Source organism: Rhodococcus spelaei (assembly GCF_006704125.1).
Taxonomy (GTDB): domain Bacteria; phylum Actinomycetota; class Actinomycetes; order Mycobacteriales; family Mycobacteriaceae; genus Rhodococcus_G; species Rhodococcus_G spelaei.
In genome coordinates this window covers 394390-418397 of sequence record NZ_VIGH01000003.1, presented here as the reverse complement: position 1 = coordinate 418397, position 24008 = coordinate 394390, and the positions used below count along the sequence as shown (strand labels likewise).

Annotated in this window: 22 protein-coding genes; 13 read left to right on the top strand and 9 right to left on the bottom strand. The window is 70.0% G+C overall.

Annotated features, from left to right (window positions below; translation table 11 throughout):
• Window positions 1-120 precede the first annotated feature (120 nt).
• Window positions 121-1677 (top strand): acetolactate synthase large subunit, encoded by a 1557-nt coding sequence (locus FK531_RS08725; protein WP_142097748.1) that lies wholly within the window; start codon window positions 121-123, stop codon window positions 1675-1677.
• A 93-nt stretch (window positions 1678-1770) separates the two neighbouring features.
• On the opposite strand, the gene FK531_RS08720 is transcribed toward FK531_RS08725, so the two are convergent.
• Both FK531_RS08720 and ctaC read right to left on the bottom strand, forming a co-directional pair.
• Window positions 1771-2187, bottom strand: a complete 417-nt coding sequence (locus FK531_RS08720) for a cytochrome c oxidase subunit 4 (RefSeq protein ID WP_142097745.1) — start codon at window positions 2185-2187, stop codon at window positions 1771-1773.
• Window positions 2188-2236: 49 nt separating this feature from the next.
• Entirely contained in the window at window positions 2237-3307 is a 1071-nt protein-coding gene (ctaC, locus tag FK531_RS08715) for an aa3-type cytochrome oxidase subunit II (RefSeq protein ID WP_142097743.1), read from the bottom strand.
• Window positions 3308-3524: 217 nt separating this feature from the next.
• Here ctaC and asnB point away from each other — a divergent pair, with 217 nt between their 5' ends.
• Window positions 3525-5450 (top strand): asparagine synthase (glutamine-hydrolyzing), encoded by a 1926-nt coding sequence (gene asnB, locus FK531_RS08710; RefSeq protein ID WP_142098234.1) that lies wholly within the window; start codon window positions 3525-3527, stop codon window positions 5448-5450.
• 70 nt (window positions 5451-5520) lie between these two features.
• Here the strand turns inward: asnB and FK531_RS08705 are convergent, their stop codons facing one another.
• The 3 genes from FK531_RS08705 to FK531_RS08695 form a co-directional block, all read right to left on the bottom strand.
• Entirely contained in the window at window positions 5521-6486 is a 966-nt protein-coding gene (locus tag FK531_RS08705) for a carbohydrate kinase family protein (protein ID WP_142097741.1), read from the bottom strand.
• A gap of 130 nt (window positions 6487-6616) precedes the next feature.
• Entirely contained in the window at window positions 6617-6970 is a 354-nt protein-coding gene (locus FK531_RS08700; RefSeq protein WP_142097738.1) for a HesB/IscA family protein, read from the bottom strand.
• Window positions 6971-7110: 140 nt separating this feature from the next.
• Window positions 7111-8193, bottom strand: coding sequence for a glycerate kinase family protein (locus FK531_RS08695; protein ID WP_142097735.1), 1083 nt, complete (start codon window positions 8191-8193; stop codon window positions 7111-7113).
• 82 nt (window positions 8194-8275) lie between these two features.
• Between FK531_RS08695 and FK531_RS08690 the strand changes: the two genes are divergently transcribed.
• From FK531_RS08690 to FK531_RS08675, 4 genes are all read left to right on the top strand, one after another.
• Window positions 8276-8932: a DUF3043 domain-containing protein gene (locus FK531_RS08690; protein WP_142097732.1), complete on the top strand. Its 657-nt coding sequence runs from the start codon at window positions 8276-8278 to the stop codon at window positions 8930-8932.
• A gap of 92 nt (window positions 8933-9024) precedes the next feature.
• A complete protein-coding gene (locus tag FK531_RS08685) occupies window positions 9025-9570 on the top strand; it encodes a bifunctional adenosylcobinamide kinase/adenosylcobinamide-phosphate guanylyltransferase (protein WP_435531030.1) in 546 nt (181 codons plus the stop codon).
• Between the two features lie 32 nt (window positions 9571-9602).
• On the top strand, window positions 9603-10688 hold the full coding sequence (cobT, locus tag FK531_RS08680) for a nicotinate-nucleotide--dimethylbenzimidazole phosphoribosyltransferase (protein ID WP_142097730.1): 1086 nt from the start codon (window positions 9603-9605) through the stop codon (window positions 10686-10688).
• 2 nt (window positions 10689-10690) lie between these two features.
• Window positions 10691-11461, top strand: coding sequence for an adenosylcobinamide-GDP ribazoletransferase (locus FK531_RS08675; protein WP_142097727.1), 771 nt, complete (start codon window positions 10691-10693; stop codon window positions 11459-11461).
• Window positions 11462-11550: 89 nt separating this feature from the next.
• Here FK531_RS08675 and FK531_RS08670 read toward each other — a convergent pair whose 3' ends face one another.
• The gene (locus FK531_RS08670; RefSeq protein WP_142097724.1) at window positions 11551-12654 is read right to left on the bottom strand and encodes a branched-chain amino acid aminotransferase; all 1104 of its coding nucleotides are present in this window, start codon (window positions 12652-12654) and stop codon (window positions 11551-11553) included.
• Between the two features lie 83 nt (window positions 12655-12737).
• Window positions 12738-13838, bottom strand: coding sequence for a glycine cleavage system aminomethyltransferase GcvT (gene gcvT / locus FK531_RS08665; RefSeq protein ID WP_142097721.1), 1101 nt, complete (start codon window positions 13836-13838; stop codon window positions 12738-12740).
• A 161-nt stretch (window positions 13839-13999) separates the two neighbouring features.
• On the opposite strand from gcvT, the gene FK531_RS08660 reads away from it, so the two are divergent.
• On the top strand, window positions 14000-15514 hold the full coding sequence (locus FK531_RS08660) for a leucyl aminopeptidase (RefSeq protein ID WP_142097718.1): 1515 nt from the start codon (window positions 14000-14002) through the stop codon (window positions 15512-15514).
• A 61-nt stretch (window positions 15515-15575) separates the two neighbouring features.
• Here the strand turns inward: FK531_RS08660 and FK531_RS08655 are convergent, their stop codons facing one another.
• Window positions 15576-15905, bottom strand: a complete 330-nt coding sequence (locus FK531_RS08655) for an oxidoreductase (protein ID WP_142097715.1) — start codon at window positions 15903-15905, stop codon at window positions 15576-15578.
• A 277-nt stretch (window positions 15906-16182) separates the two neighbouring features.
• On the opposite strand from FK531_RS08655, the gene sucB reads away from it, so the two are divergent.
• From sucB to FK531_RS08630, 5 genes are all read left to right on the top strand, one after another.
• Window positions 16183-17910, top strand: coding sequence for a 2-oxoglutarate dehydrogenase, E2 component, dihydrolipoamide succinyltransferase (sucB, locus tag FK531_RS08650; protein ID WP_142097712.1), 1728 nt, complete (start codon window positions 16183-16185; stop codon window positions 17908-17910).
• A 139-nt stretch (window positions 17911-18049) separates the two neighbouring features.
• The gene (locus FK531_RS08645) at window positions 18050-18940 is read left to right on the top strand and encodes a TIGR01777 family oxidoreductase (protein WP_142097709.1); all 891 of its coding nucleotides are present in this window, start codon (window positions 18050-18052) and stop codon (window positions 18938-18940) included.
• Window positions 18941-18987: 47 nt separating this feature from the next.
• Complete coding sequence (gene lipB, locus FK531_RS08640; RefSeq protein ID WP_142097706.1) at window positions 18988-19767, top strand: lipoyl(octanoyl) transferase LipB; 780 nt, start codon at window positions 18988-18990, stop codon at window positions 19765-19767.
• A 63-nt stretch (window positions 19768-19830) separates the two neighbouring features.
• Window positions 19831-20844: a lipoyl synthase gene (lipA, locus tag FK531_RS08635; RefSeq protein ID WP_142097703.1), complete on the top strand. Its 1014-nt coding sequence runs from the start codon at window positions 19831-19833 to the stop codon at window positions 20842-20844.
• Between the two features lie 54 nt (window positions 20845-20898).
• The gene (locus FK531_RS08630) at window positions 20899-21639 is read left to right on the top strand and encodes a DUF4191 domain-containing protein (protein WP_142097700.1); all 741 of its coding nucleotides are present in this window, start codon (window positions 20899-20901) and stop codon (window positions 21637-21639) included.
• Window positions 21640-21723: 84 nt separating this feature from the next.
• On the opposite strand, the gene FK531_RS08625 is transcribed toward FK531_RS08630, so the two are convergent.
• Entirely contained in the window at window positions 21724-22197 is a 474-nt protein-coding gene (locus FK531_RS08625) for an RDD family protein (RefSeq protein WP_142097697.1), read from the bottom strand.
• Between the two features lie 191 nt (window positions 22198-22388).
• On the opposite strand from FK531_RS08625, the gene glnA reads away from it, so the two are divergent.
• A complete protein-coding gene (gene glnA, locus FK531_RS08620) occupies window positions 22389-23825 on the top strand; it encodes a type I glutamate--ammonia ligase (RefSeq protein WP_142097694.1) in 1437 nt (478 codons plus the stop codon).
• The last annotated feature ends 183 nt before the right edge of the window (window positions 23826-24008 follow it).

The window sequence follows — 24008 nt, the reverse complement described above, 5'->3', positions numbered from 1 at the left end:
GATGTATTCGACGGGACGAGGTGAGCGCGTGCACGTACCCCCGCCTGAACCGCACCGCGACGTTGCCGGCGCCGTTCCCCGATCTGACCGCCGCGTCGCCTTCGGATGAAAGGTAGTCCCATGAGCAACGGTGCGCAGGCACTGATCACCACACTCGTCGACTCGGGAGTCCGGGTGTGCTTCGGCAACCCCGGCACCTCGGAGATGCACTTCGTCGCCGCGCTCGATTCAGTGCCGCAGATGCGGGGCGTGTTGTGTCTGTCCGAGGGTGTGGTGACCGGCGCGGCCGACGGCTACGCCCGCGTCACGGGTCGGCCCGCCGCCACCCTGCTGCACCTGGGCCCCGGCCTGGGCAACGGCCTGGCCAATCTGCACAACGCGCGCCGCGCCCACGTCCCCATCGTCAACGTCATCGGCGACCACGCCACCTGTCACAAGAAGTACGACGCGCCGCTCGAGTCGGACATCGAGCCGCTGGCCGAGTGGAGCCACGGATGGGTACGCCGCACCGAATCCGGTGCCGACGTCGGCCGGGATGCGGCGGAGGCGGTCGCGGCGTCGCTGTCGTCCCCCGCCAGGATCGCGAATCTGATTCTGCCGGCCGATATCTCGTGGGACGAGGGCGCCGAAGCTGCGGCGCCGATCACACCGTCCTCCCCCACCGGACCCGACCCTGCCGTCGTCGCCGATCTCGCCGAACTCTTGCGCTCCGGGCAGAACTCGGTGCTGCTCGTCGGTGGCCCGGCAACCACCGCGCGCGGCCTCGCGGCCGCCGACCGCATCGCCGCCGCCACCGGAGCCCGCGCGATGGTCGAGACGTTCCCTGCCAGGCTGACCCGCGGCGCCGGTGTCCCCGCACTCGAGCGAATCGGCTACCTTGCCGAGCAGGCCGCGTTCCAGTTGGACGGGGTCGAGAACCTGATCGTGGCGGGCACCCGCGCACCGGTGTCCTTCTTCGCCTACCCGGGTAAGCCGAGCGACCTGGTCCCCGAGGGTGCGACCGTGCACCACCTCGCGGGTCTGGACACCGACGTGGTCGCCGCGCTGGAACACCTCGCGGACCTGCTCGGCCCCGGCACGGAGCCTCGGCTCGCGCCCGCGACCGACGTCGCGGTACCGTCCGGCGAGTTGACCGCGCAGAACTGGGTTCAGGTCATCGGCGCCCTGCTACCCGAGAATGCGATCATCTCCGACGAGTCGAACACGTCCGGCATCCTGCTGCCGACGGCCACCGCCGGGTCACCGCGCCACGACGTGCTCACCCTCACCGGTGGCGCGATCGGGCAGGGACTGCCGGTCGCGGTCGGCGCCGCGGTCGCCGCTCCGGATCGTCCGGTGATCGCGCTGCAGGCGGACGGCAGCGCGGCCTACACCATCTCGGCGCTGTGGACGATGGCCAGGGAGAACCTGAACGTGACGACCGTGCTGCTCAACAACAGCGCGTACGCAATCCTGAAGCTGGAACTGTCCCGCGTCGGTGCGCAGGCGGGTGGACCGAAGGCGAACGATCTGCTTGACCTGACCAGGCCGACGATGGACTTCGCGAAGATCGCCGAGGGTTTCGGTGTCCCGGCGAGTGCGGCAACCACCTGTGAGGAGCTCGCCGCGCAGTTCGCGGCGGCGTTGGCCGAGCCCGGTCCGCATCTGATCGACGCCCGCATTCCGGCGCTGTTCTGAGTCGAAGGCCCGCCCCGACAGGAGCTTCAGCGACGCCGAGGGCCCCGAAACTCCTGGTGGGAGTTCGGGGCCCTCGGCGTCGTGGGTGTACTGCTAGTGCTTCTCGGGTCCGACGTGGTACTCGAACACCAGGCCCGCGGCCGACGCGAGGATCAGCGCCACTGCCACGACGATCAACCACGGCTGGAAGAACGCGAGTGCGATGGCGGCGAATCCGGCGGACGCGGCGACCAGGATCGGCCAGAAGCTGCCCGGGCTGAAGAAGCCCAGATCGCCTGCGCCGTCAGAGATCTCGGCGTCGTCGTAGTCCTCGGGGCGGGTATCGAGGCGACGCGCCACGAAGCGGAAGTAGGTTCCGACGATGAGGGTCAGTCCGGCCGACAGCGCGATGGCGGTCAGGCCGGCCCACTCGATGCCCGTCCTCGATGCGGCGGTGAACACGCCGTACACGATTCCGACGAGGATGAAAAACACCGTCAAAATCTCAAAGAGCTTGGCTTCGATCTTCATATCAGCTCGTCCTTCAGCGGTTGATGGGTCTTGGGTGCCGTCGGCACGACTACTGGTACTCGCCCTGGAGGACGTCGGTGGCCTGGCGGTACGTCCGCTCGGTGTTGAACGGATGCGTCGACGTCGCGACCGGCGACTCGCCGATCTCGTTGAGCGCCTCCGCAGTGGTCAGCGCGCGTCCACCCTCGTCCGCCGGCTTGCGCAGCTCGACGTACTTGGCGAACTTCTCCGGGCTCACGGCGCGGACCTCGAAGTTCATCATCGCGTGGTAGGTACCGCACATCTCGGCGCAACGTCCGACGAACGCGCCTTCCTTCTCGATCTCGCTGATCTGGAAGACGTTGTCCGAGTGGTTCTCCTTCGGGTTCGGCATGACGTCCCGCTTGAACAGGAACTCCGGAACCCAGAACGCGTGGATGACGTCGGCCGAGGCGAGCTGGAACTCGATACGCTTGCCGGTCGGGAGCACGAGGATCGGGATCTCGTTGCTGGAGCCGACGGTCTCGATCTTGTCGTAATGCAGGTACGACAGGTCGTTCTTGCTCTTGCCGTTGATCGGCCCGGGCACCAGGTTGCCGTGGACTTCCTGCTCCTCGGCCGGACGCTCGGCCGCGGCCTGTGCCGCCACGTCAACGCCGTCGTACTTGGCGCCGCCCTCACGCAGATCGATGCTGCGGTAACCGAACTTCCAGTTCCACTGGTACGCGGTCACGTCGACGACCACGTTCGGGTCGTCCTTCTTCTCGTGGACGTAGTTCTGCACGACCACGGTGAAGTAGAAGAGCACCGCGATGATGACGAACGGCACCGCCGTGTAGAAGAGCTCCAACGGGACGTTGTACGCCGTCTGCCGGGGGAACTCGGGAGAGTCCTTCTTCTTCCGGTGGAAGATCACCACCCAGAACGTCAGGCCCCACACGATCACACCCATGAACAGGGCGGCGATGACCGACCAGGTCCACAGCTCACGCATCCGCTCAGCCTGCGGGGTAATGCCCGACGGCCATCCGAACCGAAGCACCGAATTGTCGATCGAACATCCCGACAGCAGCATGGCGGCTAGGCCCAAAGATGCTGCTAGCCCCGCTCGCCGAAGGATCCGACTCTGCGCCACGTTCACGCCTTCCTGATCGCCGCAAAATGAATAGGGGCAGCCCAGCGGGAAGCCCGAATACTACGCAGCGTAGACCAAAGCTGGCGCCCATCCACCCTCGGGTCACAACCAACAGTTCGGCGAGTCTGCGGCATACTCGGGCAGAGTTATTCGGCAATCCGCTCCATACCTGTTCCAACCAGCATGGAGCCTCCCCCAGGACTGAATTGAGGTATTGGACGCTGTGTGCGGACTGCTCGGGCTACTGACTTCCGAAGGAACCACGGACGACGGCGTCGCGCGCGTCGATTCCGCGATGCACTGCCTGCGCCATCGGGGTCCCGACGAGCACGGCACCTGGCATGACGGCGACCTGGTGTTCGGCTTCAACCGGCTCTCGATCATCGACATCGAGCATTCGCACCAGCCGCTGCGCTGGGGTCCTCCGGAGAACCCGACGCGCTACGCGCTGACCTTCAACGGCGAGATCTACAACTACCTGGAGATCCGTGCGGAACTCGCCCGCGACCACGAGGCACAGTTCCACACCGAGGGCGACAGCGAGGCGATCGTCGCCGCATTCCACTACTGGGGTGCGGACGCGGTGCGCCGGCTGCGAGGCATGTTCGCCTTCGCCGTCTGGGACACCGAGACCCGCGAACTGTTCATCGCCCGCGACCCGTTCGGCATCAAGCCGCTGTTCATCGCTACCGGTTCGGCCGGCACCGCGTTCGGCAGCGAGAAGAAGAGCCTGCTCGAACTCGCCGACGTGATCGGCATCGGGACCGAACTCGATCCGCGCGCGATCGAGCACTACACGGTCCTGCAGTACGTCCCGGAGCCCGAAACACTGCACGCCCAGATCCGCAGGCTCGAGTCGGGCTCGTACGCATGGGTCCGCCCGGGCGAGGCGCCGCGCATCACCCGCTACTTCACCCCGAACTTCCCGGTCAAGCCGTTCGCGGCGGGCACCGAGCAGGCGCGCTACCGCGAGATCGCCGAAGCGCTCGAGGACTCCGTCGCCAAGCACATGCGCGCGGACGTGACCGTCGGCTCGTTCCTGTCGGGCGGCATCGACTCGACCGCCATCGCCGCGCTGGCGATGCGGCACAACCCGAACCTGATCACCTTCACCACCGGGTTCGAGCGCGAGGGCTACTCGGAGGTCGACGTCGCCGCCGAGTCCGCCGCCGCGATCGGTGCGCGCCACATCGTCAAGGTCGTTTCCCCGGCCGAGTTCGCGGCCGCGATCCCGGAGATCGTCTGGTACCTGGACGACCCGGTCGCCGACCCGGCGCTGGTCCCGCTGTGGTTCGTCGCGAAGGAGGCCCGTAAGCACGTCAAGGTGGTGCTCTCGGGCGAGGGCGCGGACGAGCTGTTCGGCGGCTACACGATCTACCGTGAGCCGCTCTCGCTCAAGCCGTTCGAGTACCTGCCGAAGTCGCTGCGGCGCGCCGCGGGCAAACTGTCGGACCGGATCCCTGACGGCACCCGCGGCAAGAGCCTGCTCAACCGGGGTTCTATGACGCTCGAGGAGCGGTACTACGGCAACGCGCGCAGCTTCAACGACGCGCAACTGCGGGCCGTGCTGCGCGACTTCCGTCCCGAGTGGACCCATCAGGACGTGACGGCGCCGATCTACGCGCAGTCACGGGACTGGGACCCGGTGGCCCGCATGCAGCACCTGGACCTGTTCACGTGGCTGCGCGGCGACATCCTGGTCAAGGCCGACAAGATGACGATGGCGAACTCGCTGGAGCTGCGGGTGCCGTTCCTCGACACCGAGGTCTTCGACGTTGCCTCGCGGGTGCCGCTGGACCAGAAGATCACCAAGACGACGACGAAGTACGCGCTGCGGCAGGCGCTCGAGGGCATCGTGCCGCCGCACGTGCTGCACCGGGCCAAGCTCGGCTTCCCGGTCCCGCTGCGGCACTGGCTGGCGGGCACCGAGCTGTTCGACTGGGCGCACCAGCAGATCGCGGACTCGCAGACCGACCACATCTTCGACAAGGCGGCGGTCGCGTCGATGCTGAACGAGCACCGCGCGGGTACGTCGGATCACAGCCGTCGGCTCTGGACGGTGCTGTGCTTCATGGTGTGGCACGGCATCTTCGTCGAGAAGCGCATCGTGCCGCAGATCCAGGAACCGGTCTACCCGGTCCACGTGTAGAAGCGCTTCGCGCCCGTGAGTCCTTCTGGTCCCGGTCGGGGCCAGAAGGACTCACGGGCGCCGGAGGCGCCTACTTCAGCAGGGCGCCGATCTCGTCGGCGGCCTCGGGGCCGTAGGCCTCGGACAGTCGCTTGACGGCGTCGTCGCGGTCGAGGGTCCACTCCTGCGTCCCGACCGTCTCGAGCACCAGCACCGCGACCAGCGAGCCGAGCTGCGCCGACCGCTCCAGGCTCAGGCCCGCGCTCTGGCCGGTGAGGAAGCCGGCCCGGAACGCGTCGCCGACACCGGTCGGGTCCACCTTCGCCTTCTCGGGCACCACGCCGACACGCACGAAGTTGCCCTCGCGGTCGACGATCTCGACGCCCTTGGCACCGAGCGTGGTCACCCGGAGCCCGACCTGCTCGGCGACCTCGGTCTCGGTGAGCTCGGTCTTCTGCAGCAGCAGCGCCCACTCGTACTCGTTGGTGAACAGGTACTTCGCGCCGCCGATCAGTTCGCGGGCCTCGGCGCCGGACAGTCGCGCCAGCTGCTGTGACGGGTCGGCCGCGAAAGGCAGTCCCAGCTCGCGGCACTGCTCGGTGTGCCGGGCCATCGCGGCGGGATCGTTGGCCCCGACCAGCACGAGGTCGACGTCGGCGGGCAGGTCGGCGAGGGAGATCTCGCGGGCCTCGCTCATCGCACCGGGGTAGAACGACGCGATCTGTGCCATGTCCTCGTCGGTGGTGCAGACGAACCGCGCGGTGTGGGCGGTCTCCGACACGCGCACCGGCTCGCAGTTCACGCCGTTGCCCTCGAGCCAGGTGCGGTACTCGGCGAAGTCGGCGCCCACGGCCCCGACCAGTAGCGGGGAGCCGCCGAGGACGCCCATCGCGTACGCGATGTTGCCGCCGACGCCCCCGCGCCGGACCACCAGGTCGTCGACGAGGAAGCTCAGCGAGACGTGCGCGAGCTGATCGGCGAGGAGCTGATCGGCGAAGCGTCCGGGGAACCGCATCAGGTGATCGGTGGCGATGGAGCCGGTGACCGCAATTGTCACGCGAGGGACCTTTCAGTTTCGACGGTGCACGTCCCATCGACGGCACAAAGTCCCTAGGCTACCCGCCGCACCCCACACACAACTCTGGCGCGGCACCCGAGAGGGATGCCGCGCCAGAGGTTGGTTCAGATCAGTTGAACGAGTCTCCACAGGCGCACGAGCCGGTGGCGTTCGGGTTGTCGATCGTGAAGCCCTGCTTCTCGATGGTGTCGACGAAGTCGATGGACGCGCCCTCGACGTACGGTGCGCTCATCCGGTCCACGGCGAGGCTGACGCCACCGAAGTCGACGACGAGGTCGCCGTCGAGGTTACGGTCGTCGAAGAACAGCTGGTAGCGCAGTCCGGCGCAACCACCGGGCTGCACGGCGATGCGCAGTGCCAGGTCGTCGCGGCCCTCCTGGTCGAGCAGGGCCTTCGCCTTGGCCGCGGCGGCATCGGTCATGACGACCTTGTGCGCGGTCGTCTCTTCGTTCTGGACTGTCATGGGCTCTCCCTGTTCGCTCGTACCAAACCCGTGAACGCTTCAACGGTACTCCGCCGCGCGGTATTCCTGCCGATGCGGCGTTCCTGCCGGTGCAGTATTCCTGCTGCTGCCCGCCCGACTGCCACCGCCCCCGTCGCCGATCACCTGCCGCTCGACCACCGCCGCGCGACCGTCTCGGCCAGGTCGCCGAGCTGTCGGGCGGCATCGGACATGGCCAGCGTCACCGAACCGGCGTGCTCGGCGACCGAATGCACCTCGACCACCCCGAGCGCGGCGAGCTCCGCGTCGTCGGGGTCGAGGTGGACCTGGCCGGCGAGGACCAGTACCGGGACCCCGCTCCGCCGGGCCGCCTGCGCCAGCGCCACGACCAGCTTGCCGCGCAGCGACTGGTGGTCGAACCGGCCCTCGCCGGTGAGCACGACGTCCGCCGACGCGAGCAGGTGATCCTGTGCGGTGAGTTCGGCGACCACCTCGGCGCCGGCGCGTCGGCTCGCCCCGACCGCCAGCAGGGCCGCCCCGATTCCGCCCGCCGCGCCCGCGCCGGGCTCGTCGGTCACCGCGCGCCCGGCGACCGAGTCGAGGATCGTCGCCCACGTGGCATTGCGCTGCTCGAGCACAGTCACGGTCGCGGGATCGGCACCCTTCTGCGGGCCGAACACCGCCGCGGCGCCGTGCGGCCCGAGCAGCGGGTGCTCGACGTCGGTCGCCGCGATCAGCCGGTCGCCGCGCAGCCGGTCCCTTGCCGCGCGGACCGCCGCCTCGTCCTCCACCCCGCCGGCGAGCGCGGCGATCATGCCGCGGCCGCCGTCCGTGCAGCCGCTGCCACCGAGGCCGACGACCACCGTCGTCGCGCCGGCGTCGAGCGCCGCGCCGATCAACTGTCCGACCCCCCGACTGTGCGCGGCGACTGCGGTGTCCGGGTCCGGCGACCGGCCCAGCAGGTGCAGCCCGCAGGCCTGCGCCGACTCGATGTAGGCGACGCCGTCGGCGAGCAGCCAGCGCGCGCTCACCTCGGCGGTGAGGGGGCCGGACACCGTCGCGGTGTGCACCTCGCCGAGCCGGCCGGCGAGAACGTCGACGAAGCCCGGACCGCCGTCGGACTGCGGTGCCTGAATCAGCTGGTCGCCGGGTCGCGACCGCGCCCAGCCCGACGCCATCGCGGACGCGGCCGCGGGCGCGGTGAGCGTGTCTCCGAACGAGTCCGGGGCGATCAGTACTCGCATCGGCAGAGTGTAGGACCGGTCGGGAGGGGCGGCGCGGCGGCGCGTTTCGTGTCCCCACCGGCACAGGAAGTAGCCTGGTGGGGTGAAGCTGCTGCGCCGAGGAAACGCCGACAATTCCGACAACGGGGACCACGAGGTCGTCGAGTCGACTGCCGTCGAGCCGTCGCCGTCCGCCGAGACGGCAGGCAAGGGACGCCCGACGCCCAGTCGCCGCGAGGCCGAGGGCAGGCGCCGCGGCCCCGTCGCGCCCGCCCCGCTGACGGCCAAGGAGGCGCGCGACCGCCGCAAGCAGACCCGCGGCTCCAAGGAGGATCGCAAGCAGGCCTCGGTCGAGCGTCGCGCCGACGCCGCGGACCGTCGGGCGCGGATGCTCGCGGGCGAGGACAAGTACCTGCTGCCCCGCGACAAGGGTCCGGTGCGCGCCGACGTTCGCGACCTCGTCGACTCGCGGCGCCACCTGGTGGGGTTGTTCATGCCGTTGGCGATCCTGCTGATCCTGGCGATGTTCCTCAACCCGGCGATCCAGGCCATCGTCACGCTCGCGATGCTGATCATGATGCTGTTCATGTTGGTCGAGGGTTACCTGATGGGCCGCCGGATCAACCGGCAGGTGCGCGAGCGCTACCCCGACAGCATCGACGGCGGATTCAAGCTCGGCTGGTACGCGTTCGTGCGGGCCTCGCAGATCCGCAAGATGCGGGCGCCGCAGCCGCGGGTCTCCCCCGGCGACGCCGTCTGACGCGGAAATCCACCGAACGCCGCATCGCTGAAAGGCGGTGCGGCGTTCGGCGTCTCGCGTCCCGCCCCGCGGCCGTTGGTAGCGTCTAGCCCGTGTCCTCCCCCGCCGCACCCACCCGCACCCTGGTGCTCGGCGGGGCCCGCTCCGGCAAGTCCGGGCACGCGGAGGCCCTGATGCCCGCCGACGCCGCCGTGCGCTACGTCGCGACCGCCCGCCTGGACCCGGGCGACCCCGACTGGACCGACCGCATCCGTGAGCACCGCGTCCGTCGACCGTCTCGCTGGAGCACGGTCGAGAGCGCGTCCGGGCCCGGCCTCGCCGAGATCCTGAGCTCCGGCGACGGCCCGACCCTCGTCGACGACCTGGGCACCTGGCTCACCGCCGAGATGGACGCCGCGCAGGCGTGGGAGTTGCCTCGAGGCACCCTCGGTCCGCGCTGCGACGACCTGGTCGACGCGGTCGCCGGATACCCGGGCAGACTCGTGCTCGTCAGCCCCGAGGTCGGCCTCGGCGTGATCCCGGAGACCCGCTCGGGGCGATTGTTCCGCGACGAGATCGGCGCGCTGAACGGCCGCCTCGCGGGGGTCTGCGACGAGGTCCTGCTCGTGGTGGCGGGCCTGGCAATGAAGCTCAAGTGACCAATGTCGACATCTGCACCGAAAGGCCCACTGTGACAAGCGAACCCGACGTCATCTTTGACGCGATCACGCCTCCCGACGCCGCTGCCCGGGCCGCCGCGGACGCTCGACAGGCGCAGCTGACCAAGCCCACGGGCTCGCTCGGTCGGCTCGAGACGCTCGGCGGATGGGTGGCCGCCTGTCAGGGCCAGTGCCCGCCGGCGCTGTTCACCCGGCCCCGGGTGGTGGTCTTCGCCGGCGACCACGGCGTCGCACGCCACGGCGTGTCCGCGTACCCGGCCGAGGTCACGGCGCAGATGGTGGCGAACTTCCTCGCCGGCGGCGCCGCGGTGAACGCGCTGGCCACGACCACCGGCGCGAGCGTGCGGGTGGCGGACATCGCCGTCGACGCGGACACCGACCCTGCCGTCTCCACCCACAAGGTGCGGCGGTCGAGCGGATCCATCGACCGCGAGGACGCCCTCACCGAGGACGAGGTGGCGCGCGCGATCGCGGCCGGCCGGGCCATCGCCGACGAGGAGGTCGACTCCGGGGCGGACCTGCTGATCGCCGGCGAGATGGGCATCGGCAACACCACGCCCGCGACCGTGCTGATCGCCTCCCTCACCGACACCGAGCCGGTCGCCGCGGTGGGCCGCGGCACCGGCGTCGACGATGCCGGCTGGGCCCGCAAGACCGCCGCGATCCGCGACGCGATGCGCCGGGTGCGGCCGGTGGTCGCGGACCCGGTCGCCCTGCTGCGGGTCGGCGGCGGCGCCGACCTGGCCGCGATGGCCGGCTTCCTCGCACAGGCCGCGCTGCGCAAGACGCCGGTGATCCTCGACGGCGTGGTGGTGACCGCGGCGGCCATGGTCGCCGAGGAGCTCGCCCCCGGCGCCCGGGAGTGGTGGGTCGCAGGCCACAAGTCCACCGAGCCCGCTCATGCGGTGGCCCTGCAACGACTGCACCTGGTGCCGATCCTGGACCTGGGCATGCGCCTCGGCGAAGGCTCGGGAGCGCTCGCCGCGCTGCCCGTCCTGCAGGGCGCGGTGACCACGCTGGCGAACATGGCGACGTTCGCCGACGCCGGCGTGAGCACCGGCGAGGACGCCGACGTCGAGACCCCGGCCACGGACTGACGGTGCGCGCCGCACTCGACGGCTGCCGGCTCGCGCTGTCCTGGCTGACCGTGGTTCCCGGCCTGCACCGGCCGGGCGGTCCGGCGATCGACCGCACCGCGGGACGTCGGGCGATCGCCGCGACCCCACTGGTCGGCCTGCTGCTCGGACTGGTCGCCACCGGTCTGCTCTGGGTGCTGCTGCGCGCCACCCTGGACCCGGCACTCGCCGGCCTGCTCGTCGTCGCGACACTGGCCCTGCTGACCCGCGGTATGCACGTCGACGGACTCGCGGACACCGTCGACGGCCTCGGGTGCTACGGCCCGCCCGAGCGTGCCCTCGAGGTGATGCGCGGCGGTGGCGTCGGCCCGTTCGGTGTGGTTGCACTGGTGGTCTGTATTGGCGCACAAACACTTTCGTTCGGCGCGCTGGCGAACTCGGGTCAGTGGGTTGCGGTCGTCCTCGCGGTGGCCGCCGGTCGGGTGGCGGTCGTGCTGACCAGCCGACGCGGCGTGCCCGCCGCCTCCGCCACCGGGTTCGGCGCGTTGGTCGCCGACAGTCAGGGGCGTTGGGCGTGCGCCCTGTGGTCGCTCGCACTGCTGACCGCATCGGCCTGGTCGGTGCCCGGACGCTGGTGGCAGGGTCCGGTCGTGGTCGTCATTGCCCTCGCCCTGACCGTCGCGCTGACCCGGCATTGCGCGCGCCGGTTCGGCGGCATCACCGGGGATGTGCTCGGCGCGTCGGTCGAGGTCGGCGTGACGGTCGCCGCGGTGGGCCTGCTGGTCGGCGGCTGAGCCCCGAGCGATCCCGGAAACGACTGCCGACGCCGGAAACGACTGCGGCCCACGACCGTCGAGGCCGTGGGCCGCAATCGATGCGTCGATCAGGCCAGCGTGCTCATCCACCCGTGGGTGTCGGCGAAGGTGCCGCGCTGGATGCCGGTGAGCGTGTCGCGCAGGGCCATCGTCACCTCGCCGGGCTCGCCGCCCCCGATGCTGAACTCGCCGGTGGCGGACTTGACCCGGCCGACGGGGGTGATCACGGCGGCGGTGCCACAGGCGAAGACCTCGGTGATCTCGCCGGAGGCCGCCTTCTCGCGCCACTCGTCGGTGCTGATCTTGCGCTCCTCGACCGCGAAGCCGGCATCGGCCGCGAGCGTGAGCAGCGAGTCGCGGGTGATGCCGGGCAACAGCGAGCCGGACAGCTCGGGAGTGACCAGCTTCGCGTCCGGACCGGAACCGAAGACGAAGAACAGGTTCATCCCGCCCATCTCCTCGACGTACCTCCGCTCGATCGCGTCCAGCCACACCACCTGGTCGCAGCCCTCGTCGGCGGCCTGCGCCTGTGCAACCAGCGACGCGGCGTAGTTGCCCGCGAACTTCGCCGCGCCGGTGCCGCCCGGGGCGGCGCGCACGTACTCGGTCGAGAGCCAGACGCTCACCGGCTTGACGCCCTGCGGGAAGTACGCGCCCGCCGGCGAGGCGATGAGCAGGTAGCGGTACCGGTTCGCCGGGCGGACCCCGAGACCCACCTCGGTGGCGATCATGAACGGCCGGATGTACAGCGCGTCCTCGCCACCGGCCGCGGGCACCCAGTCCTTGTCCACGGCGAGCAGCTCGGTGATCGAGCGCAGGAACAGCTCCTCGGGAAGCTCCGGCATCTCCAACCGGCGCGCGGAGGTGCGCAGCCGCTCGGCGTTGGCCCCGACCCGGAAGGAGGAGATGGTGCCGTCCTGCTGCCGGTACGCCTTGAGTCCCTCGAAGATCGCCTGCCCGTAGTGCAGCACCATCGACGCCGGGTCGAGCGTGAGCGGACCGTAGGGCTGCACGGTGGCGTCGTGCCAGCCCTCACCCTCGGTGTAGTCGATCGTCACCATGTGGTCGGTGAAGAACTTCCCGAATCCCGGCGACGCCAGCACCTGCGCTCGCTCCGCCTCGGAGGCGGGCGAGGGATGCGGGACACGCGTGAATTCGAGGACACCAGTCATGCCGCGATCCTATCGAACGCACTGCGCACGACTTTTCGCCACCGGACGATTCGGTGCACCACGTCACTCGCCCCGGGTCACGGTCACTTGGTGTGCAGCGGCACGAACGGCGGCGTGACCACCTCGCACCGCAGCGCGCGCCCGCGCACGTCGACCTCGACCTGGTCGCCCGCTGCGATTCCCGAATCGGTGTCGATCAACGCCAACGCGATACCCACCTTGAGGGTCGGCGAGAAGGTGCCCGAGGTGGTCTCGCCGACCGGCGCACCGTCACGGAGCACCGACTGGCCCTGGCGCAGGACGCCGCGGTCGAGCGCCTTGATGCCCCACATCTTGCGGCCCGGACCGGCCTCCTTCTCCGCGAGCAACGCCTCGCGACCCCAGAACTGCGGCTTACGCCACCCGATCGCCCACCCGCACCGAGCCTGCAACGGCGAGATCTCCGTCGACAGTTCGTGACCGTGGAGGGGGTAACCCGCCTCGGTGCGCAGGGTGTCGCGGGCGCCGAGGCCCGCGACCTCGCCGCCGGCCGCCCGGACCGCCGTCACCAGCGCCCGGAACACCGCCTCCGCACCGTCCCAGGTGGGCAGCAACTCGTAGCCGTGCTCGCCGGTGTAGCCGGTTCGGCACACCCGCACCGGCGTGCCACCCACGCTCGCGTCGGCGAACGCCATGTAGTCCATGTCGGTCGGAAGGCCAAGCACGGCAAGGATTTCCGCTGACTTCGGGCCCTGGACCGCCAGCACCGCGAAGTCCCGGTGCTGATCGGTCACACTCACCCCGGCCGGCGCGCGGGCGGCCAACTCGGCAACCACGGCCGCGGTGTTCGCCGCGTTGGGCACGAGGAACACCTCGTCGTCGCTGACGTAGTAGGCGATCAGGTCGTCGACCACCCCACCGGACTCGGTGGCGCACAGCGTGTACTGCGCCTGCCCGGGTCCGATCTTGCCGAGATCGTTTGTCAGCGAGGCGTTCACGAACTCCGCGGCGCCGGGCCCGGCCACCAGCGCCTTGCCGAGGTGGCTGACGTCGAACACACCGACCGCCTCCCGGACCGCGGTGTGCTCGGCCACCACACCCGCGTAGGACACCGGCATCTGCCAGCCACCGAACGGGGCGAACGTGGCGCCGAGCTCGGTGTGCACGGCATGGAGGGGTCCCTGCTGGAGTTCCGCATCGCTCATGGGGCACCACGCTAGTCGACGTCGAACCGGGTCGGCTCATCCGAACCACGAGGTCCACCCGTACCGACACCGCGGGTACACGCCCGCCGAGCGTCCCCCCCGGCGCAAGGGACCGAACTACAGTTGCGGGCAACCGATCACCGACATTTCAGGAGTACACAGTGAGCCCTGCCAAGTCCGACTCGCCGCTCGGCCCCGAGCTCGTCCTCGCGGGCTCGGTCGCCAAGCGCGTCGACGTCCTCGTCATCGGCCTGACCACCGGTCCGGACGGCCCCGAGGCGTCGGTCGGCGACGTGCTCGACGACGCGACCGCCGAGGCCGTGCTCGCCGGGCTGGTCGCGGTGGGCGCGACCGGCAAGGCCGAGGAGATCACCCGGATTCCCGCGCCGGCCGGTCTCACCGTGTCGAGCGTGCTCGCGGTCGGTCTCGGCGCACCGGACGCCGTCGACGCCGAGCAGGTCCGCGAGTCGGCCGGCGCGGCCGCCCGCGCCCTCGCCGGGACCGCCGTCGCCGCGACGACCCTGTCGACGATCGACCTGGGCGCGGCCGCCGAGGGCTTCTACCTCGGCGCGTACACCTTCACCGAGTTCAAGGCGAAGTCCGCGCCGGGCGCGAACGGTAAGCCGCTCGGCCGAGTCGAGTTGCTGGTGTCCGCGCCGCGCACCGCCGCGGCGAAGAACACCCTGACGCGTTCGGCCGCCGTCGCCGAGGCCGTCGCCGTCGCCCGCGAGTTCGTGAACACCCCGCCGAGCCACCTCTACCCCGAGGAGTTCGCCGCCCGCGCCAAGGAATTGGGCACCGCGGCCGGGCTGAAGGTCCAGATCCTCGACGAGAAGGCGCTCGCCAAGGGCGGGTACGGCGGCATCCTCGGCGTCGGCAAGGGCTCCTCGCGTCAGCCCCGCCTGGTGCGGCTGACCCACGCGGGCACCGGCCGCTCTCCCAAGAAGGTCGCCCTCGTCGGCAAGGGCGTCACGTTCGACACCGGCGGCATCTCCATCAAGCCGGCCGCGGGCATGGAGAACATGACCTCCGACATGGGCGGCGCCGCGGCCGTCATCGCGACGGTCGTGCTCGCGGCAAAGCTCGGGCTGAAGGTCGCCGTCGACGCATACGCGCCGATGGCCGAGAACATGCCCTCGTCGACCGCTCAGCGGCCCGGTGACGTGCTCACCCAGTACGGCGGCACCACGGTCGAGGTGATCAACACCGACGCCGAGGGCCGGCTGATCCTCGCCGACGCCATCGTCAAGGCCTGCGAGCAGAACCCCGACTACCTGATCGACACCGCAACCCTCACCGGCGCACAGATGGTCGCGCTCGGCAATCGCACCCCCGGTGTGATGGGCACCGACGAGTTCCGCGACCGCGTCGCCCGCATCTCCCAGGAGATCGGCGAGAACGCGTGGGCGATGCCGCTGCCCCGCGAGTTGCGCGGCGACCTGAACTCGAAGGTCGCGGACCTGGCGAACGTGACCCCGCACCGGTGGGGCGGCATGCTCGCGGCCGCGATCTTCCTGAAGGAATTCGTCGCCGAGGGCGTCCAGTGGGCGCACATCGACGTCGCGGGCCCGTCCTACAACACCGGCGGCCCGTTCGGCTACACCGGCAAGGGCGGCACCGGCGTTCCGGTGCGGACCATGATCAGCGTCCTCGAGGACATCGACGAGAGGGGCTGACCCCTTGTGCGCGCCGTGCACCCTCACCGGGGTGCACGGCGCGCACGGGCAGCGGAGCTGCTCACGCCTCCCGGGCGCGGTTACGCAGGATCTTCTGGCGCGCGTCGTGGTCCCGCATCCGCTGCGGATAGCCGGTCTTACGGACGTCGTAGACCGGGATGTGCAGGTCTTCGCCGAGCCTCCGGGCCCCGCGTTCCCCGCCGACAGCCCGACGGGTCCATTCACCGTCGTTCGCGACCAGCACCACCGTCACCGGTGTGACCGTGGTCTGTGGCTCCACGAACGCCTCGACCCCGACGTGGGTGCGCACCCAGTTCGCCAGGTACTGGGTGTCGACGCCGTGGTCACGCTCCCCGCGCGGCCCCTTCGAAAACCAGCTGAGCAGTCCCACGTCCTTGCCTCCTCACACGGCGTCGACACCTGTTCCGGTCTCAGTTTCGAGTTTGCCAGCCGATGCTGTGAGCCGAATGAGGACGATGTGACCAGCCCCTCATCGGACGCCGAAAAACGATCAATGGAAAGATGGACGAGCACCGTCGCGGGCCGCCTCGGTCGGGGAATACCTGACCGCATCCGACTCCCCGACACCTGCACTAACTGCACAATGAATTTCGACCACAAGTCGACAAACTCAACAACCCGAACACAACTGTCGAGGAGTCAAAAGCATGGCCTTCTCCGTCCAGATGCCAGCTCTCGGTGAGAGCGTCACCGAGGGAACTGTCACGAGGTGGCTCAAGCAGGAGGGCGACACGGTCGCGGTCGACGAGCCACTGCTCGAGGTCTCCACCGACAAGGTCGACACCGAGATCCCGTCCCCCGCAGCCGGTGTCCTGACCAAGATCGTGGCCCAGGAGGACGACACCGTCGAGATCGGCGGAGAGCTCGGAATCATCGGTTCCGCTGACGAGGCCCCCGCGGCCGCCCCCGCGCCTGCCGCCCCTGCGGCCACCCCCGAGCCCGCCCCCGCCGCCGCTCCGGTCCCGACCGCCGCACCGGCCCCCGCCGCCGCACCGGCCCCCGCGCCCGCAGCCGCCGCTGCACCCGCCACCGGCACCCCGGTCACCATGCCGGAGCTCGGCGAGTCGGTCACCGAGGGCACCGTCACCCGCTGGCTCAAGGCCGTCGGTGACGAGGTCGCGGTCGACGAGCCACTGCTCGAGGTCTCCACCGACAAGGTCGACACCGAGATCCCGTCCCCCGTCGCCGGCATCCTGCTGGAGATCAGCGCACAGGAGGACGACACCGTCGACGTCGGCGGTCAGCTCGCCGTCATCGGTTCGGGTACCCCGGCTCCCGCCGCGCCGCCCGCTCCCCCGGCCGCCCCGGCGCCTGCTCCGGCACCCGCCGCCGCACCGGCACCGGCCCCCACACCCGCCCCGGCCGCGGCTGCTCCGGCACCTGCCGCGCCGGCCACCGCTCCCGCCCCGTCGGCTCCGTCGACCGGTGCGGACTCCGGTGCGTACGTGACGCCGCTGGTCCGCAAGCTGGCGGCCGAGAACAATGTCGATCTGGCCACCGTCACCGGCACCGGCGTCGGCGGCCGTATCCGCAAGCAGGACGTGCTCGCCGCCGCCGAGGCGAAGAAGGCACCGGCCGCCACCCCCGCGGCAGCCCCCGCGGCCTCCGCAGCGCCCGCCGCCACCGCAGGCGTGCGCCCGGAGCTCGCGAACCTGCGCGGCACCACCCAGAAGGTCAACCGGATCCGCCAGATCACGGCGGTCAAGACCCGGGAGTCGCTGCAGACCACCGCGCAGCTGACTCAGACCTTCGAGGTCGACGTCACCAAGATCGCCGCCCTGCGCGCCCAGGCCAAGGCCGGGTTCGCCGAGCGCGAGGGCGTGAACCTGACCTTCCTGCCGTTCTTCGCCAAGGCCGTGGTCGAGGCGCTCGGGGCCCATCCGAACGTCAACGCCAGCTACAACGAGGACGCCAAGGAGATCACCTACCACGCGGCCGAGCACCTGGGCATCGCCGTGGACACCGAGCAGGGCCTGCTCTCCCCGGTGATCCACAACGCCGGCGACCTGTCGCTGGCCGGCCTGGCCCGTGCGATCGCGGACATCGCCAAGCGCGCGCGCTCCGGGGGCCTCAAGCCCGACGAGCTCGCCGGTGGCACGTTCACGATCACCAACATCGGCAGCCAGGGCGCCCTGTTCGACACCCCGATCCTGGTGCCGCCGCAGGCCGCGATGCTCGGCACCGGCGCAATCGTCAAGCGCCCCATGGTGATCACCGACGAGAACGGCAACGAGTCCATCGGCGTCCGGTCGATGTGCTACCTGCCGCTGACCTACGACCACCGCCTGATCGACGGTGCCGACGCCGGTCGGTTCCTCACCACGATCAAGCAGCGGCTCGAGGAAGCGGCCTTCGAGGCCGACCTCGGCCTGTAGTTCGCGCACCATCCCGCGGGGGCACCATCGATACTGATGGTGCCCCCGCGACGTTCGGGTGAGGGGAACCTTCTACCAGGTAGACCGAACGAGGGTTCCCTTCACCCGGAGGCGAGCGGCCACCCGAGGAGGTTCGACCATGCGAGTGACGGTCGCCGGTTCGTCCGGCCTGATCGGGACAGCGCTCGTCGCTTCGTTGCGCGCCGACGGTCACGAGGTGCGGCGCCTGGTGCGCAGGCCCGCCGCCGCCCGCGACGAGTTCAGCTGGTCGCCCCCGGACGGCGAGATCGATCTGCGCGCGCTCGCCGACGTCGACGCGGTGGTCAACCTGTGCGGGGCGGGCATCGGCGACCGACGCTGGTCCGCCCACTACAAGCAGGTCCTGCGGGAGAGCCGGATCGACGCGACCGGCGTCGTCGCCGACGGCGTTGCCCGGGCCGGGGTGCCGACGCTGCTCAACGCCAGTGCTGTCGGCATCTACGGCGACACCGGGGACCGCGCCGTCGACGAGTCGGGCGCGCTCGGCATCGGGTTCCTCGCCGACCTCTGCCGGGACTGGGAACTGGCCACCGAGTCTGCCCGTACCGCGGGGGTCCGCACGGTACTACTCCGCAGCGGCACCGTCGTGTCGCCACACGGCGGGTTGCTGGGCAGGCTCCGCCCCCTGTTCGGACTGGGCCTCGGCGGCCGGCTCGGCAGCGGCAGGCAGTACCTGTCCTGGATCTCGCTCGAGGACGAACTCGAGGCGATCAAGTTCGCGCTGCGCACCGACACTGTCGACGGACCGGTCAACTCGACCGGACCGTCGCCCCTCACCAACGCCGCGTTCACGGCGGACCTCGGTCGCGCACTGCACCGCCCGACCCCGTGGATCGTCCCGGGATTCGCCGTCCGTGCACTGGTCGGGGAGTTCGCGGACGAGGCGGTACTGACGGGCCAGCGAGCGCTGCCCACCGTGCTGGAGGGCGCCGGATTCACGTTCCGCCACAACACGTTCGGCGAGGCCCTCGATGCCGCGCTGGCGCACTGACCGCGCCCCGGACGAGGCCGCCCACCGGCGGGCGTAACGTGTCCGGAATGACCAGCACCGCCTCCTCGATCCGACTCGACGGCGACCCGCTCGACGTCCGGCACCTCGGCCGGATCGAGTACCTCGAGGCCTGGGACCTGCAGCGGCAACTCGCCGACGAGCGCGCCGAGGACCGCGGCCGTGACGCCCTGCTGCTGCTCGAGCACCCGTCCGTCTACACCGCGGGACGCCGCACCGCGCCGGAGGACCGCCCCTCCGACGGCACCCCCGTCATCGACGTGGACCGCGGCGGCAAGATCACCTGGCACGGCCCCGGTCAGCTGGTGGGCTACCCGATCGTGAAACTCGCCGAACCGGTGGACGTGGTCAAGTACGTGCGCCGCATCGAGGAGGCACTGATCTCGGTGTGCGCCGGGCTCGGCGTCGACTGCGGGCGCGTGGACGGACGCTCCGGTGTCTGGCTGCCGGCCTCGCTCACCGACGGGACCTGGCTGCCCGAACGCAAGATCGCAGCGATCGGCGTGCGGGTACAGCGCGGTGTCGCGTTGCACGGGTTCGCGCTCAACTGCGACGCGGTGCTCGACGCCTTCGACGAGATCATCCCGTGCGGCATCGCCGACGCCGGCGTCACCTCCCTGACCCGCGAACTCGGGCGCGAAGTCACCGTGGCGGAGGTAACCCCGGCCGTGATCACCGCGATCACCGCGGCCTTCGACGGGTCGCTGCCGGTCACCGAGCACGACATCGAGCGGGTCACGTTCGATGTCGCAGCAGGCGCCGCACGGCCGGTCAGCACGCCGGACTTCACCACGCACCGCTTCGGCTGAGGGCGCCGTTTGCGGCCGCGCCCGGTCGGAGACCGTCGTCGTCGCGGGCGTAGCATCGAACGCGTGACTGTGGCCCCAGAAGGACGCAAACTGCTCCGCATCGAGACCCGAAACGCGGAGACCCCGATCGAACGCAAACCCAACTGGATCAAGACCCGCGCGAAGATGGGCCCGGAGTACACCGAGCTCAAGTCGCTGGTCCGCAGTGAGGGTCTGCACACGGTCTGCGAGGAAGCAGGCTGCCCCAACATCTACGAGTGCTGGGAAGACCGCGAGGCGACCTTCCTCATCGGCGGCGAGCAGTGCACCCGCCGCTGCGACTTCTGCCAGATCGACACCGGCAAGCCCGCCGCACTGGACCGGGACGAGCCGCGCCGTGTCGCGGAGTCCGTGCAGTCGATGGGTCTGCGCTACTCGACCATCACCGGCGTCGCCCGCGACGACCTGCCCGACGGCGGGGCGTGGCTGTACGCCGAGACCGTGCGCCAGATCCACGAGCTGAACCCCGGCACCGGCGTCGAGAACCTGATCCCCGACTTCAACGGCAAGCCCGACCTGCTGGCCGAGGTGTTCGAGTCCCGCCCCGAGGTGCTCGCCCACAACGTCGAGACGGTCCCGCGCATCTTCAAGCGGATCCGCCCGGCGTTCCGGTACGACCGCTCGCTCGGCGTCATCACCGCGGCCCGCGACTTCGGCCTGGTGACCAAGTCGAACCTGATCCTCGGCATGGGCGAGACGCCCGAGGAGATCCGGCAGGCGCTGGTCGACCTGCACGAGGCCGGCTGCGACATCATCACCATCACCCAGTACCTGCGTCCGTCGCCGCGGCACCACCCGGTCGAGCGGTGGGTCAAGCCCGAGGAGTTCGTCGAGCACTCCGCGTTCGCCACCGACCTCGGCTTCGCCGGCGTGATGGCCGGGCCGCTGGTCCGCTCCTCGTACCGGGCCGGGCGGCTGTACGCGCAGGCGATGGCCCGTCACGGTCGCGCGCTGCCGGAGGGCCAGGCGCACCTCGCTGACGGGGGCGACGCCTCCCAGGAGGCCAGTTCGCTGATGGCACGCCTGGCCCGCGCCTGAGCCGGCGGCGGTCGGGTGCGATTCGCGCGCGGCGCGAGACGTATCCTGTGAGGTATGGCGAACGGCAAGGGCAAGGAATCCACAGAGGCGAAGGCCGCAGCGAAAGCGGCCCGCCGACAGGCATCGAAGGAGCGGCGTAGCCAGCTCTGGCAGGCCTTCCAGATGCAGCGCAAGGAAGACAAGCTGCTGCTGCCGTTGATGATCGGCGCGGTGGTCGGCCTCGCGGTGGTGTTCTTCCTCGTCGGCCTGATCTTCGGGATCGAGTGGTTCCTGCTGCCGGTCGGCATCCTGCTCGGCGTGCTGGCCGCATTCATCATCTTCGGTCGCCGCGTGCAGAAGTCCGTCTACGGCAAGGCCGACGGCCAGGCCGGTGCGGCCGCGTGGGCACTGGACAACCTGCAGGGCAGCTGGCGCGTCACCAACGCGATCGCCGGTACCACTCAGCTCGACGCCGTGCACCGGGTGATCGGGCGGCCGGGCATCATCCTGGTCGCCGAGGGCGCGCCGCAGCGAGTGAAGTCCCTTCTCGCGCAGGAGAAGAAGAAGACGGCGCGACTGGTCGGCGACACCCCGATCTACGACATCATCGTCGGCAACGACGAGGGCCAGATCCCGCTGTCGCAGCTGCAGAAGTACATGGCGAAGCTGCCGAAGAACATCGACACCAAGCGGATGGACACCATCGAGTCACGCCTGGCCGCACTCGGCACTCGCGGCGGGCCGGCGATGCCGAAGGGACCGATTCCCGGCGGCGCGAAGATGAAGGGCGTGCAGCGCACCATGCGTCGCCGCTGACGCCGGCCTCGCTGATCTCAGACGACCGAAGGCGCTCTCCGTGTGGAGGGCGCCTTCGTCGATTCCGGGACTTCGTCGCTGCTGTCAGCGGGAGCGGATCAGCATCGTGCCGGTGGCTCGGTCGTGCATGCCGCGACCGTCGTGATCGGTGATCAACGCCGGCACCACGAACACCAGCAGCACCTGCCGGGCCAGCGCCCGGACGAATCCCACCGGGACGGGGCGGTCCACGCGTGCCACGCCGATGCCGACGGCGAACTGTCCGGGCGTGAACGCGAACAGCGACACCGTGCCGACTCCGACCACGAACCACAGGATCAGTGCGACGGTGTTGATCACCCCGCCGGTCCAGTCGCCGCGGACCAGCAGCGAGGCCACGCCCACCGAGATCGCCCAGTCGATCACGAGCGCGAGCACGCGACGTCCGGAACCCGCGGCCGCACCGGGACCGCTCTCGGGCAGCCCGAGCTTCTCTCCGCGGTACCGGCCCACCTCGTGGTCGTCCTTCGGCAGGGCCGCCGTGGGGCCGGAGAGCCAGGATCCAGTCATGCGCGCCATGGGTCCAGGATAGGCGCGGACCCGACTCCTCACAGAAACGGCCTCCCCGGTGTGACGTACGTCGTTTTTCGGGACGTGTAACACTGACGAAACACAGCCTTGATTGCTGGGCAACACCGAGTCCTTACCGTCGCCTCGACGAAACCCGCCGCAATCACTACTGGCTGGGACCCAACTGAAGGAGCACAAGCGTGGCGTTCAGCACGGCCGAAGAGGTCATCAAGTACATCGCTGACGAAAAAGTCGAGTACGTGGACATCCGGTTCAGCGACCTGCCCGGCGTCCAGCAGCACTTCTCGATCCCGGCCTCCGCGTTCAACAAGGACGTCTTCGAGGATGGCCTCGCGTTCGACGGTTCGTCCGTCCGCGGCTTCCAGTCGATCCACGAGTCGGACATGATGCTCCTGCCCGACGTCTCGACCGCGCGCATCGACCCGTTCCGGCACGCCCGCACGCTGAACATGGACTTCTTCGTCCACGACCCGTTCACCCGCGAGTCCTACAGCCGCGACCCCCGCAACGTCGCGCGCAAGGCCGAGGAGTACCTGGTCAGCACCGGCATCGCCGACACCGCGTACTTCGGCGCCGAGGCCGAGTTCTACATCTTCGACTCGGTCCGCTACGACTCCGGCATGAACGGCGCGTTCTACGAGCTGGACTCCATCTCCGGCTCCTGGAACACCGGCAACGAGGTCAACGCCGACGGCAGCCCGAATCTCGGCTACAAGGTCCGCCCCAAGGGTGGCTACTTCCCCGTCGCCCCGTACGACCACTACGTCGACCTGCGTGACGAGATCTCCACCAACCTGACCAACGCGGGCTTCGAGCTCGAGCGCGGCCACCACGAGGTCGGCACCGGCGGCCAGCAGGAGATCAACTACAAGTTCAACACCCTGCTCGCGGCGGCCGACGACCTGCAGCTGTTCAAGTACATCGTCAAGAACACCTGCTGGCAGAACGGCAAGTCCGCCACCTTCATGCCGAAGCCCCTCTTCGGCGACAACGGCTCGGGCATGCACGTGCACCAGTCGCTGTGGAAGGACGGCAAGCCGCTGTTCCACGACGAGTCCGGCTACGCCGGCCTGTCCGACCTGGCCCGCTGGTACATCGGCGGCATCCTGCACCACGCACCGTCGCTGCTGGCGTTCACCAACCCGACGATCAACTCGTACCACCGCCTGGTGCCGGGCTACGAGGCCCCCATCAACCTGGTGTACAGCCAGCGCAACCGCTCCGCGGCCGTGCGCATCCCGATCACCGGCAACAACCCGAAGGCCAAGCGCCTCGAGTTCCGCGCGCCGGACTCCTCGGGCAACCCGTACCTGAACTTCGCCGCGCAGATGATGGCCGGCCTGGACGGCATCAAGAACAAGATCGAGCCGATGGCGCCGGTCGACAAGGACCTCTACGAGCTCCCGCCGGAGGAGGCCCGCAACATCCCGCAGGCCCCCACCAGCCTGAACGCCGTCATCGACCGTCTCGAGCAGGATCACGACTACCTCACCGAGGGTGGCGTATTCACCACCGACCTGATCGAGACCTGGATCTCGATCAAGCGCGAGCAGGAGATCGCCCCGGTCAACCTGCGTCCGCACCCGTACGAGTTCCAGCTGTACTACGACGTGTAAGTCGGCACCGCCGACGCGACGTGTAAGTCGTTGAACCACTGAACGCCTGACCACAACGGCGCCCCGACCTTCCGGTTGGGGCGCCGTTGTCTGTTACCTCCCGACACGCCGCTTTCACGCTTCTTTTGCGCGGAGACCGATCTGCGAGCAATGTGGTGATCGGAGAGCACGCGATCGGAGGTG